The organism is Caballeronia sordidicola, assembly GCF_002220365.1.
GTDB lineage: Bacteria > Pseudomonadota > Gammaproteobacteria > Burkholderiales > Burkholderiaceae > Caballeronia > Caballeronia sordidicola_C.
In genome coordinates this window covers 204,864-220,276 of sequence record NZ_MTHB01000109.1, presented here as the reverse complement: position 1 = coordinate 220,276, position 15,413 = coordinate 204,864, and the positions used below count along the sequence as shown (strand labels likewise).

At 60.8% G+C, this 15,413-nt stretch carries 15 protein-coding genes; 10 read left to right on the top strand and 5 right to left on the bottom strand.

The genetic code is table 11. The features are described from left to right. Nucleotides 1-125 precede the first annotated feature (125 nt). The 4 genes from BSU04_RS17045 to BSU04_RS17030 are packed head-to-tail and all read left to right on the top strand — an operon-like array spanning nt 126 to nt 4,280. On the top strand, nt 126-878 hold the full coding sequence (locus BSU04_RS17045; protein WP_089161693.1) for an SDR family NAD(P)-dependent oxidoreductase: 753 nt from the start codon (nt 126-128) through the stop codon (nt 876-878). Between the two features lie 58 nt (nt 879-936). Continuing rightward, entirely contained in the window at nt 937-2,268 is a 1,332-nt protein-coding gene (locus BSU04_RS17040) for an MFS transporter (protein WP_089161692.1), read from the top strand. A 27-nt stretch (nt 2,269-2,295) separates the two neighbouring features. Next, nucleotides 2,296-3,474 (top strand): L-rhamnonate dehydratase, encoded by a 1,179-nt coding sequence (gene rhmD / locus BSU04_RS17035; protein ID WP_089161691.1) that lies wholly within the window; start codon nt 2,296-2,298, stop codon nt 3,472-3,474. Nucleotides 3,475-3,497: 23 nt separating this feature from the next. Further along, nucleotides 3,498-4,280: an SDR family NAD(P)-dependent oxidoreductase gene (locus BSU04_RS17030; protein ID WP_089161690.1), complete on the top strand. Its 783-nt coding sequence runs from the start codon at nt 3,498-3,500 to the stop codon at nt 4,278-4,280. Here BSU04_RS17030 and BSU04_RS17025 read toward each other — a convergent pair. Continuing rightward, a complete protein-coding gene (locus BSU04_RS17025; protein ID WP_089161689.1) occupies nt 4,267-5,217 on the bottom strand; it encodes a LysR family transcriptional regulator in 951 nt (316 codons plus the stop codon). The two genes, BSU04_RS17030 and BSU04_RS17025, sit on opposite strands and share 14 nt — an antisense overlap. Nucleotides 5,218-5,365: 148 nt before the next feature. On the opposite strand from BSU04_RS17025, the gene rhaM reads away from it, so the two are divergent. The 6 genes from rhaM (at nt 5,366) to rhaS (ending at nt 11,286) form a co-directional block, all read left to right on the top strand. Next, entirely contained in the window at nt 5,366-5,680 is a 315-nt protein-coding gene (rhaM, locus tag BSU04_RS17020; RefSeq protein WP_089161688.1) for an L-rhamnose mutarotase, read from the top strand. Nucleotides 5,681-5,718: 38 nt separating this feature from the next. After that, the gene (locus BSU04_RS17015) at nt 5,719-6,609 is read left to right on the top strand and encodes an amidohydrolase family protein (protein ID WP_089161687.1); all 891 of its coding nucleotides are present in this window, start codon (nt 5,719-5,721) and stop codon (nt 6,607-6,609) included. 10 nt (nt 6,610-6,619) lie between these two features. Beyond that, nucleotides 6,620-8,143 carry a sugar ABC transporter ATP-binding protein gene (locus BSU04_RS17010; protein ID WP_089161686.1) on the top strand — a complete coding sequence of 508 codons (1,524 nt, stop codon included), beginning with the start codon at nt 6,620-6,622 and terminating at the stop codon, nt 8,141-8,143. Beyond that, nucleotides 8,143-9,183 (top strand): ABC transporter permease, encoded by a 1,041-nt coding sequence (locus tag BSU04_RS17005; protein WP_089161685.1) that lies wholly within the window; start codon nt 8,143-8,145, stop codon nt 9,181-9,183. Before BSU04_RS17010 ends, BSU04_RS17005 begins: the two co-directional genes overlap by 1 nt. Further along, nucleotides 9,176-10,180, top strand: coding sequence for an ABC transporter permease (locus tag BSU04_RS17000; protein ID WP_089161684.1), 1,005 nt, complete (start codon nt 9,176-9,178; stop codon nt 10,178-10,180). The genes BSU04_RS17005 and BSU04_RS17000 overlap by 8 nt, the downstream gene beginning before the upstream one ends. An 80-nt stretch (nt 10,181-10,260) precedes the next feature. Continuing rightward, nucleotides 10,261-11,286 (top strand): rhamnose ABC transporter substrate-binding protein, encoded by a 1,026-nt coding sequence (rhaS, locus tag BSU04_RS16995; RefSeq protein WP_089161683.1) that lies wholly within the window; start codon nt 10,261-10,263, stop codon nt 11,284-11,286. 111 nt (nt 11,287-11,397) lie between these two features. On the opposite strand, the gene BSU04_RS16990 is transcribed toward rhaS, so the two are convergent. The 4 genes from BSU04_RS16990 to BSU04_RS16975 are packed head-to-tail and all read right to left on the bottom strand — an operon-like array spanning nt 11,398 to nt 15,411. Beyond that, complete coding sequence (locus BSU04_RS16990) at nt 11,398-13,071, bottom strand: electron transfer flavoprotein-ubiquinone oxidoreductase (protein WP_089161682.1); 1,674 nt, start codon at nt 13,069-13,071, stop codon at nt 11,398-11,400. A 5-nt stretch (nt 13,072-13,076) separates the two neighbouring features. Then, the gene (locus tag BSU04_RS16985) at nt 13,077-13,682 is read right to left on the bottom strand and encodes a HutD/Ves family protein (RefSeq protein ID WP_089161681.1); all 606 of its coding nucleotides are present in this window, start codon (nt 13,680-13,682) and stop codon (nt 13,077-13,079) included. Further along, a complete protein-coding gene (locus BSU04_RS16980) occupies nt 13,679-14,617 on the bottom strand; it encodes an electron transfer flavoprotein subunit alpha/FixB family protein (RefSeq protein ID WP_256982891.1) in 939 nt (312 codons plus the stop codon). The genes BSU04_RS16985 and BSU04_RS16980 overlap by 4 nt, the downstream gene beginning before the upstream one ends. Continuing rightward, nucleotides 14,614-15,411 (bottom strand): electron transfer flavoprotein subunit beta/FixA family protein, encoded by a 798-nt coding sequence (locus BSU04_RS16975; protein WP_089161723.1) that lies wholly within the window; start codon nt 15,409-15,411, stop codon nt 14,614-14,616. The genes BSU04_RS16980 and BSU04_RS16975 overlap by 4 nt, the downstream gene beginning before the upstream one ends. Nucleotides 15,412-15,413 lie beyond the last annotated feature (2 nt).

The following is a 15,413-nucleotide window of genomic DNA, read 5'->3' as shown; positions in this document are numbered from 1 at the left end:
GACGCAAGCGCTGCGCCCTTAAGCGATTCGCTTTCGCTATCGCACCATCGCATAGTCGGATTGTTATGCTATGGCACGGCCCGTATAGTTCATGCAATAGCAAAATACTCATATAAGGAGACACGATGAACCAGATCGACCTGGCTGGACGGACCGTGGTGATCACCGGTGGCGCACGCGGTATTGGCTATGCAGTGGCGCAACGCGCGCTCGCCTCCGGCGCTGAAGTCGCTCTGTGGGACATCGACGCCGAACGCCTTGAGCGAGCCCGCGGCGAACTCGCAAAGGCCGGCAAGGTCAGCGTCGCCGTGGTCGAGTTGACGGAAGAGGCGTCGGTCGAGCAAGCAACGCAAAAGACGCTGGAAGCGCATCGAAAGATTGATGTGTTGATCAACTGCGCGGGCATCACCGGCGGCAACGGCACGACCTGGGAACTGGCGCCGGACGTATGGCGCCGTGTGATCGACGTGAACCTGATTGGCCCGTATCTCACGTGCCGCGCCGTCGTGCCGCACATGTTGAAGGAAGGCTACGGCCGGATCGTGAATATTGCTTCGGTCGCAGGCAAGGAAGGCAATCCGAATGCCTCGCACTATAGCGCCTCGAAAGCGGGCCTGATCGGGCTCACGAAGTCGCTCGGCAAGGAACTCGCCACGCGTGGCATCCTGGTGAACGCGGTGACGCCGGCTGCAGCGAAAACCGAGATTTTCGATTCCATGGCGCAGCAGCATATCGACTACATGCTCTCCAAGATTCCAATGAACCGCTTCCTGTTGCCGGAGGAAGCGGCGTCGCTCATCCTATGGCTCAGCTCGGAAGACTGCGCTTTCAGCACGGCGTCGGTGTTCGATCTGTCCGGTGGCCGCGCGACCTACTGAAGCCGCTCTGGGTGTTCCAAGAGGCGCGCCCGCCAAATAAAAATATCTGGAGACACGCATGAGCGATACCGCTACTGCGGAGGACGCCGTCGTCGCCCGTGTGATGCGTCGCCTGCTGCCGTTCCTGCTGCTGATGTACATGCTGGCGTTTCTCGATCGGGCAAATATCGGCTTCGCGCAGAAAGCGCTGCAGCACGATACGGGCCTTTCGAATGCGGCCTTTGCGTTCGGGGCGGGCGTGTTTTTCGTCGGCTATGCGCTCTTTGAAGTCCCGAGCAACTTGCTGCTGCATCGCGTGGGGGCAAAACTCTGGATGTGCCGGATCATGGTGACATGGGGAGTTGTTTCCGCCGCCATGGCGTTCGCGCATACGGCGACCACGTTCTATGTCCTGCGTTTCTCGCTCGGTGTGGCTGAGGCAGGTTTTTTCCCAGGTATTGTGTATTACCTCACGCGCTGGTTTCCTCAATCAGCGCGAGCGAGGGCGCTAGGCGTGTTTTATTTCGGCGCGCCGCTCGCTTTCATCTTCGGCAGCCCGTTGTCCGGCGCGTTGCTCGACTTGCATGGCGCGCTTGGTTTTGCAGGCTGGCAGTGGCTCTTCCTGGTGGAAGGCGTTCTTGCCTCCATCGTTGGCGTATGGGCATTCTGGTATCTCGACAACGATCCATCCAAGGCCCGCTGGTTAAGTGCCACCCAACGTGAACTGCTGCTTGCGCGGCTCTCGCAGGATGCACAGGCAGCGTCCGCGCATGGGCCGCGCGGCGTGCTTGCCGCATTGATTGATCCGCGGGTGCTGATCCTGTCGGGGGTGTATTTCCTTATTCAGATGTCCGTGTACGGCGTGATCTTTTATCTGCCGCAACAAGTGGCCGCATTGCTTGGCGCGAACGTGGGTGCGAAGGTCGGTTTTGTCACGGCCATCCCCTGGTTGTGCGCGGTGCTGGTTACGTGGGTGGTACCGCGGTATGCGGATCGTCATGGCCAGCATCGATGGCTCGCCGTGCTGATGCTGGTCGTGGCCGGTGCGGGTATCGCGATATCAGGACTGGCGGGTCAACCCGTGATTTCGCTGATCGCGTTGTGTTTCGCCGCGAGCGGCCTGATCGCAGCACAACCGCTGTTCTGGACCTTTCCCACGCATTACCTGACGGGCGCCGCTGCGGCCGGAGCCATCGCGCTGATCAATTCGCTCGGCAGCCTCGGCGGCTTCGTCGCGCCGATGGTGCGCACGGCCGCGGAACGCGTCTATGTATCGACGAGCGCCGGCCTCGTGTTGCTCGGATTTGTCGCCGTGCTTGCAGCGTTGGCAATCATCGTGTTCGTGCGGCCTGCTCATGCGTCGGTGTTTCCGTATGACAAGCCCCACGACAAGCGTGCCAAAGCGTCCTGAACATTAGAACCTTAACGGAGTCCGATCATGTCCATGCCTACCATCCGCCACGTTCGCGCGTTCACCGTCCGCGGCGGTGGCGCCGATTATCACGACCAGGGCGCCGATCACTGGATCGACGATCATATCTCCACGCCAATGGGGCGTTACCCCGAGTATCGGCAAAGCCGCCAGTCGTTCGGCATCAACGTGCTCGGGTCGCTGGTTGTCGAGATTGAAGCGAGCGATGGCACAGTCGGCTTCGCGGTCACCACCGGCGGCGAGATCGGCGCGTTTATCGTGGAGAAACATCTGGCGCGGTTTCTCGAAGGGCAACGGGTAACCGACATCGAAAAGATGTGGGACCAGATGTATTTCGCCACGCTCTACTACGGGCGCAAAGGCATTGTGCTGAATGCGATCTCGGGCGTTGATCTTGCATTGTGGGATCTGCTCGCGAAGGTTCGCAAGGAGCCGGTGTTTCATCTTTTAGGCGGACCTGTACGCGACGAACTGCAGTTCTATGCAACCGGCGCACGTCCAGACCTGGCGAAGGAGATGGGTTTTATCGGCGGCAAGATGCCGTTGCAGCACGGACCCGCGGAAGGGGAGGAAGGGCTCGCGAAGAACATTGCGAAGCTTGCCGATATGCGTGCGAAAGTAGGCGATGATTTCTGGCTGATGTTCGACTGCTGGATGAGCCTTGACCTGAACTACGCAACGCGGCTTGCGCACGCGGCGAAGGAATACGGTCTGAAGTGGCTCGAAGAAGCGCTGCCGCCGGATGACTATTGGGGTTACGCCGAACTGCGGCGCTCGGTGCCGCGCGGCATGATGGTGACGACCGGTGAACATGAAGCCACGCGCTGGGGTTTTCGCATGCTGTTTGAAATGGGCTGCGCCGATCTGGTTCAGCCTGATGTGGGTTGGTGTGGCGGCATCACGGAACTGATCAAGATCTCCGCGCTCGCTGATGCCCATAACGTGCTGGTCGTGCCGCACGGTTCCTCGGTCTATAGCTATCACTTCGTGGTGACGCGGCACAATTCGCCGTTCGCGGAGTTCCTGATGATGGCGCCGAAAGCCGACGAAGTCGTACCCATGTTCAACCCGCTGCTGCTCGATGAACCCGTGCCCGTGAATGGCCGGATGAAGGTGCCCGAGACGCCGGGTTTTGGCGTACGGCTCAATCCCGAATGCACCCTTGTGCGTCCTTATTCACATTGAGACACTGAAACGCTGAGGTTACCGTGCTGCTCGACAACAAAGTGGTGATTGTCACAGGCGGATCGCGAGGCATTGGCCGCGCGATTGCCGTGGCGTGCGCGAAGGAAGGCGCGGACGTCGTACTGAACTATTGGGGCGATAACGACCGCTCGTATGGAAGGCTGTCGGCCGTGCAAGAGGTGGTCGGCGAGATAGAGACACTCGGCCGGCGAGTGATCGCTGTCGAAGGAAACGTCGCGCAGCGTGAGACAGGGCTAGAACTGGTAAAGCAGGCCGTCGACGCGTTCGGTCACGTTGATGTCCTCGCTAGCAACGCCGGTATCTGTCCTTTCCACTCGTTCCTCGATATGCCGGCGTCGGTGTATGAAGCGACCGTCGGCGTCAACCTGAACGGTGCGTTTTATGTGACGCAGGCCGTTGCAAACCAGATGAAACTGCAAGGAACAGGGGGTGCCATCGTCGCGACGAGTTCGATCAGCGCGCTCGTTGGCGGCGGCATGCAGACGCATTACACGCCGACCAAGGCGGGCGTTCATTCGTTGATGCAGTCGTGTGCGGTCGCGCTTGGGCCTTATGGCATCCGCTGCAACTCGGTGATGCCCGGCACCATTGCGACGGACCTGAACGCTGAAGATCTCGCCGATACCGAGAAGCGCGCGTATTTTGAAAAACGCATTCCGCTTGGACGCCTGGGCGAGCCCGACGACGTCGCGCAGTGCGTGACGTTCCTCGCATCGGATCGGGCACGCTATGTGACCGGTGCGTCGCTTTTGGTGGACGGCGGCCTGTTCGTCAACCTTCAGTGAACGAGCCGGCCGAGTATTTGCGCAGCAGCGCGATGCAGTATTCGGCGGGTTCGCTAAGCGTTTCATGTTTGCGCCGCAACAAGCCGAAGCCCGAAAGGCTTTTGCCGATTTCGATGGGCAGTTCGATCAGCAAATGCGCCCGCAGGTAATCGCGTACGACGGACTCGGGCAGCATGGCGACAGCGTCGCTATTCTGCAGAAGCTGAAGCGTGGCGAAGATCGACGCGCACTCGACCACGTTGGAAGGAGAAGCAAGCCCGGCCCGCGCAAGCTCTTCTTCGAACAGCGCGCGGGCCGGGCTGGTGATTGGTTGCAGGATCCAGGGCCAGGAGATCAGCGCGTCAAGCGATAGCGTGGTTTCATGAGCGAGCGGATGCGCGGCGCGCACGACCAGCCGCATGGCCTCGCGCGAGAGCGGTTCGAAGTCGAAGTCGTTGTGCTGGAGCGGCGTGGTGAGACGGCCGAGCGCGAGATCCACTTCGCGGCGGTGCAGCAATTGCACCACCTGGTCGCTGGTCTCTCCAAGAATACGAACGTTGAGCAACGGCCGCTCGCTTTTAAGTTCGGCGATGGCCATGGCAAGGACGTCGGGCGCCGCGCCCATGATCGCGCCTACAGTCAGCTGACCGTGACCGCCGCGCCGCTTGCTTTCGAGGTCGGCGGCGAAGCGTGTGAGGTCGGCAAGCGAGCGGCGCGCGTAGGCGAGGGTGGCGACTCCGAGCGGCGTGGGCTGCATGCCGCGGGCGTTGCGTTCGAACAAGAGGAAGCCGAACGCTTCTTCGATGTCGCTCAGCATGCGGCTGGCACTGGGCTGGGCGACATTAATGGCCTCGGCTGCCTGGTGCAGGTTGCGGGCGTCGTCGAGGGCGACGAGCAGCGCGAGATGCTTGAATTTCAGGCGATTGACGAGGGCAATCTGGGAGACGTTCTGGGTCATCGGGCGTCCTCGTGTGTCCGTTATGCGATTCGGTTTTGCGATCGGCTGATCCTGACTTCGGATTGTCATGTTATCAGTCGGCGAATTATAGTCGTAGCGCAAAGGCCGGGATTCAACCGGTTTCAACACCTATAAAAGGCAAGCCGCAATGGAGACGATTGCGTTCAGGATGACCCTCAAACCGGGCCAGCGCGATGAATACGAGCGGCGTCATCGCGACATATGGCCCGAGCTGGCCGAGGCGTTAAGTCACGCCGGGATCCGCGATTACTGGATCTTCCTCGACGAAACCACCGGGCACCTGTTCGCCACCCTCAAGCGTGAGCGCGACCACACCATGGACGCCTTGCCCGATCTGCCCATCATGCGCAAATGGTGGGACAGCATGGCCGACCTGATGGAAACAAACCCTGACCGCTCGCCGGTGCAAGCCGCGCTCGTGCCAGTCTTTCATCTACCCTGACGCTTTTGGTTCAGCCTTTGCGGCACGAGGACATATCCATGCAGGTTGTCGATCCGCACATTCACCTTTGGGATCTGAAGACGCATCACTATCCGTGGCTGGCGAACCCGGGTAAGTCGTTCGTCGGCGATGCACGCGAGTTGAAGCACGACTACCTGATCGGTGACTTGCTGCGCGATGCCGGGCCGCTCCAGGTGCTCAAGCTCGTGCATGTGGATGCCAATCACGATCCCGCCGATCCAGTGGAAGAAACGCGCTGGCTGCAAGATGTTGCCGATCACGAGGGCCACGGGTTACCGAATGCGATCGTTGCGGGCGCGGATTTATCGGCGGACAACGCTCACGAAGTGCTCGAAGGGCACGCGGCATTCGCCAACACGCGAGGTATCCGGCAAATACTCAACGTGCACGCCAATCCGCTTTACGACTACGTGGGCCGGCACTACATGCGTGAATCGCAATGGCGCAAGAACTTCGACTTGCTGAAGCGGTATTCGATGTCATTCGATCTGCAGCTCTATCCATCGCAGATGAAAGAAGCGGCTGAGCTTGCGCAGGAACACCCCGACACGCAGTTCATCGTGAATCATGCCGGCATGTTCGTGGATCGTTCCTCGGTGGAGGGGTTTCGAGCATGGCGTGACGGGCTGCGTGCGCTTGCTGCATGTCCGAATGTAGCGGTGAAGATCAGCGGGCTCGCCATGTTCGATCATCAATGGAGCATCGAAAGTTTTCGGCCATATGTGCTGGAGACCATCGATACGTTTGGTTGCGAGCGCGCCATGTTCGCGTCGAACTTTCCGGTCGATCGTTTGTTCGCCACGTATGGAGGGTTGTGGAACGCGTATGCATCGATTGTCAAAGACCTGAGAGATACAGAAAAAGAAGCCCTCTTCAAAAGCAACGCAGAACGTATATATCGCATCTGAAGGAGACAGTATGGGCAATAACAATCCGCCTCGGCTTGAGCTAAGGCACGCGAGCAAGTCGTTTGGCCGCGTGCGTGCGCTCGGGGACGGCAGCCTCGCGCTATGGCCGGGTGAAGTGCATGCGTTGCTCGGCGAGAACGGCGCAGGCAAGTCGACCCTCGTCAAGCTGCTTGCGGGTGTTTACCAGCCGGACGCGGGCGAATTGCTGGTCGACGGACAGGCGCGTACGTTCGCGAATCCCGCTGAAGCGCGCGATGCGGGTCTCGCTGTGATCTATCAGGAACCTACGTTGTTCGCTGACCTGTCCATCGCGGAAAACATCTACATGGGACGTCAGCCGCGCGACCGGATCGGCCGGATTCGCTACGACGAAATGAATCGCGAAGTGGACGCGCTGTTGCAATCGCTTGGTGTCAATCTGCGCGCGGAGCGCCTCGTGCGCGGTTTGTCCATCGCCGATCAGCAAGTGGTCGAGATCGCCAAAGCGCTTTCTCTGAACGCGAATGTGCTGATCATGGACGAGCCGACAGCGGCGTTGTCGCTGACCGAAGTGGAGCGCCTGTTCTCCATCGTGCGCGCATTGCGTGAGCGAGACGCCGCCATTCTTTTCATCACACACCGGCTCGACGAGGTGTTCGCGCTGACACAGCGCCTGACGATCATGCGCGATGGCCTGAAGGTCTTCGACGCCATGACCGCCGACATGACCATCGATTCGATCGTCAGCAAGATGGTCGGTCGTGATCTCGATACCTTCTATCCGAAAGCCGATGTCGCACCGGGCGAGGTTCGTCTTTCAGTTCGTAACCTGACGCGCGACGGCGTGTTCAAGAACGTCTCGTTCGAGGTCCGCGCAGGCGAGATCGTGGCGCTGGCGGGGCTGGTTGGCGCAGGGCGCAGCGAAGTGGCGCGCGCGATCTTCGGCATCGACCACGTTGATGCAGGCGAGGTTCACATCGCGGGCAAGCCCTTGCAACTCGGCCGGCCGCAGGCGGCAGTCCGCGCGGGGCTCGCGCTGGTGCCGGAGGACCGCCGTGCGCAAGGTCTTGCGCTGGAACTCAGCATTGCGCGCAACGCGTCGTTGACGGTGCTGGGACGCCTCGTCAAACACGGGTTGATCTCGTCACGCAGTGAGAATACGCTCGCCGCCGACTGGGGCAAACGCCTGCGTCTTAAAGCGAGCGATCTGGACGCGCCGGTCGGCACGCTGTCGGGTGGCAACCAGCAGAAGGTCGTACTCGGAAAGTGGCTGGCCACAGGGCCTAAAGTGCTGATCATCGACGAACCGACCCGCGGTATCGATGTCGGGGCCAAGGCGGAGGTGTATCGAACACTCGCCGAACTGGTCCGCGAAGGCATGGCCGTCCTGATGATTTCAAGCGAGCTGCCCGAAGTGCTCGGCATGGCCGATCGTATCCTTGTCATGCACGAAGGGCGCATCAGCGCCGACATCGCACGTGCCGATGCAAACGAAGAACGCGTGATGAGCGCCGCACTCGGCGCATCGCCCTCCCTGTTGGGGAAGGCGGCATGATGACACGACATTCTCCCGCCATGCCCGCCGTGCACGCACCCAAGCCCAAACGCCGCAACCTGCTGGCGGACCTGGTTCGCAGCCGCGAAGCGACCTTGTTTGTCGTGCTGATTGCGCTGGTCGCAGCTACCGCCGCGGTGAAACCCGAGTTCCTGAACCTGCAGAACCTGCGCGACGTCCTGCTTAATGTATCGATCATCGGCTTGCTCACCGCTGGCATGACGGTCGTGATGCTGATGCGGCATATCGATCTGTCGGTAGCGTCCGTTGTCGGTGTCAGTGCGTATTCGGTCGGCAGCCTTTTCGTGATGTTCCCGCACATGCCGATCGCGGTCGCGATGCTCGCGGGCATAACCATTGGCCTTGCGATTGGTGCGGTGAACGGCACGCTGATCACGTTCGGGCGCGTGCCTTCGCTGGTGGCAACGTTGTCAACGCTGTATATCGTGCGTGGCGCCGATTACGCCTGGGTTCACGGCGGCCAGATCAACGCGACCAGCCTTCCGGATGCGTTTTCGCGCATCGCGACGGGTTCGCTGCTCGGCTTGCCGAACCTGGTGCTGATAGCGGTGGTCGTATTGTTCGCGATGGGCGTCTATCTCAAGCAATATCGCGGCGGCCGTGAGCATTACGCGATTGGTTCGAACCCGGAAGCCGCACGGCTTGCAGGTATTCGCGTAGAGCGTCGGGTGATGATCGGTTTCCTGTTGTCGGGCGCCATTGCGGGCTTGGCTGGTGTGTTGTGGCTGGCGCGTTTTGGTACGGTCGAAGCGAGCACCGCGAAGGGTATCGAATTGCAGGTGGTGGCCGCAGCCGTGGTGGGCAGCGTGGCGATCACCGGCGGCGTGGGCACCATCCTCGGCGCGACGCTCGGTGCGCTCGTGCTTGGCGTGATCAACATCGCGCTGGTGGTGTTGCGCGTATCGCCATTCTGGCAGCAGGCCATTCAAGGGGCACTGATCGTCGCGGCGATCACACTCGACACACTGCTGGCGCGTTCAGTCGCTCGGCGCATGATGAGGAAACGCGATCATGTCTAAACCCGATTCCGCACTCGCTTTGACCAAGCGCAGGCATCTCTCGTGGGAAACAATGCTGGTGGTTGTGTTAGTGCTGGGACTGATCCTCGGGCGCGTGTTGTCGCCGGTGTTTCTATCGAGCGCCAACCTCTCGAACATGCTAGCTGACTTCACTGAGATCGCGCTGATCGCCTTGCCGATGACATTGATCATTGTCGCGGCGGAGATCGATTTGTCGGTGGCGTCCGTGCTCGGCGCGTCGAGTGCGCTGATGGGCGTGCTCTGGCACATGGGCCTGCCCATGCCGCTCGTGATCGCGATCGTATTGGTCGCGGGAACGCTTGCCGGTCTTTTCAACGGGCTTGTGATCGTGCGCTTCAATCTTCCCTCACTGGCTGTCACCATCGGCACCCTGGCGCTGTTTCGCGGCCTGGCGTACGTCCTGCTGGGTGACCAGGCTGTCGCGGACTTTCCCGCGTCCTATACGGCGTTCGGGATGGATACCGTCGCCGCGTTCCTGCCCATGCCGTTTGTCCTTGTCATCATTGGGGCCGTCGTTTTCACTGTGCTGCTGCAGGCCACGCCGTTCGGACGCAGCCTCTACGCGATTGGTGCGAATCCCGTTGCCGCGCAATTTTCCGGTATCGACGTGGCGCGTACGAAGCTCAAGCTTTTCATGCTGTCCGGCGCGATGAGCGCGCTCGCGGGCGTGGTCTACACGTTGCGCTTCACCAGCGCTCGCGGTGACAACGGCGAGGGCTTCGAACTGTCGGTGATCGCGGCTGTGCTGTTCGGCGGTGTGAGCATCTTCGGTGGACGCGGGTCGATGATCGGCGTACTTCTGTCGTTGCTGATCATCGGCGTGTTGCGCAATGCGTTGACGCTCTCGGATGTGTCGAGCGAGACGCTGACCATTGTGACCGGTGGTTTGTTGTTGTCGTCGGTGCTGATTCCGAATCTTGTTGCACGTTGGCGTGTCATGCGCGAAAAGCGCTTGATGACGCAGACGCTTATCTGAAGCTTGGCTTTTTAAAACCAGCGTGAAGACTCCGGCCATTCATTGAACCGGAGCAGCGCGCGACATCAGGAGACACAAGCATGTTCAAACCCTTTAAGTCCATTCGCGGTCCGGCGCTATGCGCCGCGCTGATCGCGGTGTCCGCGGCGGCGATGATTCCGGTCAGCGCGAGCGCCGCGGATCTGAAGAAAGACCTGAAAATAGCGTTCCTGCCCAAGCAGATCAACAACCCATACGAAGTTATCGCCGACGACGGCGGTCTGGCGGCTATCAAGGAGATGGGCGGCCAGGGCAAGGTAGTGGGACCGTCGGATGCGGGCGCGTCGTCGCAGGTTCAGTACATCAACACGCTGATCACGCAGCGCCAGGACGCGATCGTGATTGCCGCCAACGATGCCAATGCGGTCGTTCCGTACCTGAAGAAGGCGATGGCGCAGGGCGTGAAGGTTGTCACGTTCGACTCCGATACCGCACCCGACGGCCGCCAGATTTTCGTCAATCAGGCGAACTCTGAAGGGATCGGACGGGGGCAGGTGCAGTTGATGTCGAAGCTGATAGGAGGCGAGGGTGAGTTCGCGATCCTCTCGGCTACGCCAAACGCCACGAACCAGAATACCTGGATCAAGTGGATGGAGGAGGAACTGAAGAAGCCGGAATACTCGAAGATGAAGTTGGTGAAGATTGCCTACGGTAACGACGACGACCAGAAATCGTTCGTTGAAACGCAGGGTCTGTTGCAGGCATATCCGAACCTGAAGGGCATCATCTCCCCGACGACCGTGGGTATTGCAGCGGCGGCGCGTTACATCTCGACGTCACCGGCCAAGGGCAAGGTCGAAGTGACCGGCCTCGGCACGCCGAACCAGATGCGCGCGTTCATCAAGAACGGCACCGTGAAGGCGTTCCAGTTGTGGGATCCGGGTCAACTCGGCTACCTTGCGGCGTACGCAGCGGCTAACCTTGCTTCAGGCACGATCACGGGCAAGGAAGGCGATAGCTTCGACGCAGGCAAGCTGGGCAAGCGCACGGTGGGCAAGAGCGGCGAAGTCGTGCTTGGACCGCCGACCACGTTTGATTCGTCGAATATCGACAACTTCAATTTCTAGAGCGAAGCCCGCCGAAGAAGGAGGGCGCACCTAAAGGCCGGTGCTCGATCATGGATTGGGCACCGGCCTTTTTAGCAAAGCCGCGCAAACACCTGGACCAAATCCGAACGATCACATATTCGGATAATTCGGCCCACCGCCACCTTCTGGCGGCACCCACACGATGTTCTGCGTCGGGTCTTTAATATCGCAGGTCTTGCAGTGCACGCAGTTCTGCGCGTTGATCTGCAAGCGCTCGCTCCCGTCATCGTTCTTCACAAATTCGTATACCTGCGCCGGGCAATACCGTCCTTCCGGCCCGGCATAGGTCCTTAAATTCACATCCACCGGCACCGATGCATCCTTCAGCGTCAAATGCGCCGGCTGGTTTTCCTCGTGATTCGTATTCGATATGAACACCGACGCCAACCGGTCAAACGTCAGCTTTCCATCCGGCTTCGGATACACGATCGGCTTGCATTGCGACGCCGGTTTAAGCGTTTCGTTATCCGCGTGCTGATGATGCAGCGTCCAGGGCACATTGCCGCCCAACACCTTCTGCTCGAGCCCGACCATGAACGTGCCCAGGTACAGGCCCTTGCTCATCCACTGCTTGAAATTACGTGCCCGATAGAGCTCGGTCTTGAGCCACGAACTATCGAACGCTTCGGGGTAGGCGCTGAGTTCATCGGCTTGACGACCGGCTTGCACAGCGTCGAACGCGGCTTCAGCGGCCATCTTGCCGGACTTGATCGCGGCGTGACTGCCCTTGATCCGTGAAGCATTCAGGAACCCGGCATCGTCGCCAGCCAGCGCTCCGCCCGGGAACACCAGCTTAGGCAACGACATCAAGCCACCGGCCGTGATCGCTCGCGCGCCATACGACACGCGCTTGCCGCCCTCAAGGAACGTGCGGATAGCCGGATGCGTCTTGTAGCGCTGGAATTCCTCAAACGGCGACAAGTACGGATTCGAATACCCCAGCCCGACGACAAAACCCACCATCACCTGGTTATCGTCCATGTGATAGAGGAACGAGCCGCCGTAGGTATCGGTTTCCAGCGGCCAGCCAGCGGTGTGAATCACGAGCCCCGGCTTGTGTTTCGAGGGATCGATCTGCCACAGCTCCTTGATGCCGAGGCCGTAGACTTGCGGATCGGCATCGCGGCCGAGCTTGAATTTATCCATGAGCTGGCGGCCCAGGTTGCCGCGTGCGCCTTCGCAGAACAGCGTGTATTTCGCGTGCAACTCCATGCCGAGCTGGAAGTTGCCGGTCGGCTCGCCGTCCTTGCCCACGCCCATGTTGCCCGTCGCCACCCCGCGCACGGCGCCGTTTTCGGTGTAGAGCACTTCGGCCGCAGGAAAGCCCGGGAATATTTCCACGCCCAGCGCTTCAGCCTGTTGCCCCAGCCAGCGCGTGACGTTCGCCAGGCTCACGACATAGTTACCGTGGTTCTTGAAGTTATCCGGAAGCAGCCAGTTCGGCACCTGTTTTGCGCTGTCCTTCGACAAGAACAGGAAACGGTCCTCGGTGACTTCCACATCGAGCGGTGCGCCCTGGGTCTTCCAGTCGGGGAGCAATTCGCTTAAACCCCGCGGGTCCATCACGGCGCCCGAAAGGATGTGCGCACCGATCTCGGAGCCTTTCTCCAGCACGCAGACACCCAGCTCCACGCCTTTTTCCTGCGCGAGCTGCTTCAGCCGGATAGCCGCCGATAGCCCCGCAGGACCGCCGCCCACGATCACGACATCGTACTCCATGGATTCACGGGGACCGTACTGCTCGATGAGTGCGTGGTTATCCATGGCGCTTATCGAGGAGCTACGTGATCTATTGCAATTGACACAAGCTGTGCGCCGGGACCGTGCGGCTTCATATCGATGTCTTCGTGCAAGCCATCGAGCCAGATGCCCGTGAGCGGACGCAGCGAGACGTCGCGTAACAACGCGCTTTCGATAGACCATTGCCCAGCTACGCAAAACAGGATCTGCGATGACGCGGACGTGATGCGCGCGGAATGCGTCGCCACGCTCACGCGGGAGCGGTAGGTGTCGCGGCGAGTCATGACGTTCAATACGTTGACCGGACGCGCGGGCAGCGTGACCCAGACGTGCAGGTCGCCAGAAAAATGCACGGGCTGTCCCGCGCAGGCGTTTAACTGGCCGTCTTGGGAGTGAAGATCAACAGTCTCATCGCCGACCAGGGTCAGGGTGCGATCGAAGCCCGCGAACTGCGAGAACTTCGCCGCGCCGCTCAACTCCGCAAGGCTCACGCGCCATGCACCCTCCGTTGCGCGCGCGATGGTACGGGTCGTACCCGCACCGTTCGCCCATGCTTCCGGTGCGATCCGCGTGCAATCGAAGAAGCGTACCGACGCTTGCTCCTCGAAACGTTCTTCAGAGAAAACCGCATTCATTGGGCATCCCCCGTTGCTCGCGCGTGAGCATCGAGTTCGCCCAAGACATCGAAAAGATCGCCAACGATGCCATAATCCGCTACTGAAAAAATCGGTGCGTCTGGGTCCTTGTTCACGGCCACGATGATCTGTGAGTCCTTCATCCCGGCCAGATGCTGGATTGCGCCAGAGATGCCGAACGCGAGATAGATATCGGGCGCCACGGTCTTGCCCGTTTGCCCGACCTGCGCGGCATTGGGCGCATAACCTGCATCCACTGCCGCACGCGACGCACCGAGCGCTGCGCCCATATTTCGGGCCAACGTGCCGAGCGTGTCCATGTTTTCTTTCGACGCCAGCCCTCGCCCTCCTGCCACCACGACGCTGGCGCTCGCCAGATCGCTCCCGTCTTGCATCGCGGCCTGCCGATCTATCAGTACGGTTGCGGTGAACGGCGCGATGGGTTCGAGCGCTACGATTGAAGCCTCACCGCCGGTTGCGCAAGCGGGCGCGAACGATGACGTCCTGATAGTGGCAAAGAGCGTGGCGCCCGTACTTTCGATTGTCGCGACCACACTGCCTGCGTAGAGACCGCGCACGAAACGCTGAGCCGTCACGACACGCGTGATGTCCGCGAGAAACGCGTTGCCGGTCAACGCGGCGGCGCGGGGAAGGGCTGCGCGACCCGCGGTGCGGTGGCTCGCAGCAATCATAGAGTAATCCGAAGCAATATGCTGAAGAAACGCGGCAAGTGTTTCGGGATTGGGTACGTCGTCCGATGCCAGCAGCACGCGCTCGACGCCGTCGACGCACACAGCCGCATTCGCCATGACAGACGAAAACGTGAGCACGTCCACCGGTACGCCACGCTCACTCACCGCCCTGATCACGCGCAAGGTTGCATCGGCGATCGCGCCGTCTTTCCATTCTCCTACGACAAGACTTCTCATGGTCATGCCCCCACGTTCTGAAATAGCCGCCCGCTACCGATGGCGCCAAGCAGCGCGGTGGTATCGGCGACCTTGATACCGGGCTGGCGGACCGGCGGCTCGGCCATATCCACGATGCGTATTTGTGTGCCGAGTGGGACGTTGAAAGTAGAGGCATCGACTGTGCGCAGCGGCTTTTGTTTAGCCTTCACGATGCTCGGCAGCGTGACGCGGCGAGGCTCGGCCAAGCGCAGGTCCGCACTGACCACGGCAGGCCCGTCAAGGCGCCAGGTGGCCGTTCCCGCATCGTCGCCGCAGGTGACCAGCCAACCGCGTGCTGCCGCTTCCATCGCGGATGCGTTGAGCGCTTGTGGCCAGCCGAGCAACGCGGCGAGCATTGCCGCGACGCCGCCAATGTCGTCATCGATCGCCTGCTTGCCGCACAGCACGAGACCGTAGGCGTCGGTATCGGTATCGGTATCGGTATCGGTATCGGTATCGGCAGTAATGAATGCATGCAGCAGACGCGCTATGCCGAGTGAGTCCGGCGAAGCATTGGCTGTATCGATCAGCACGGCGTTGTCCGCACCCATCGCCAATGCGGTGCGCAGCACATCCTGACAAACGGGCCGGCCGCAGGTAAGCACGGTCACGCTCGACGCCACGCCCGCTTCGCGCAGACGCAAGGCCTGCTCGACAGCGCATTCATCGAACGGGTTGAGCGACATTTTCAGGCCTGCCGTATCGACACCGCCCGCGCTGCCGATGCGAACGCGCACGTTGGCATCGACGACCCGTTTCACAGGGACGAGAATTTTCATGG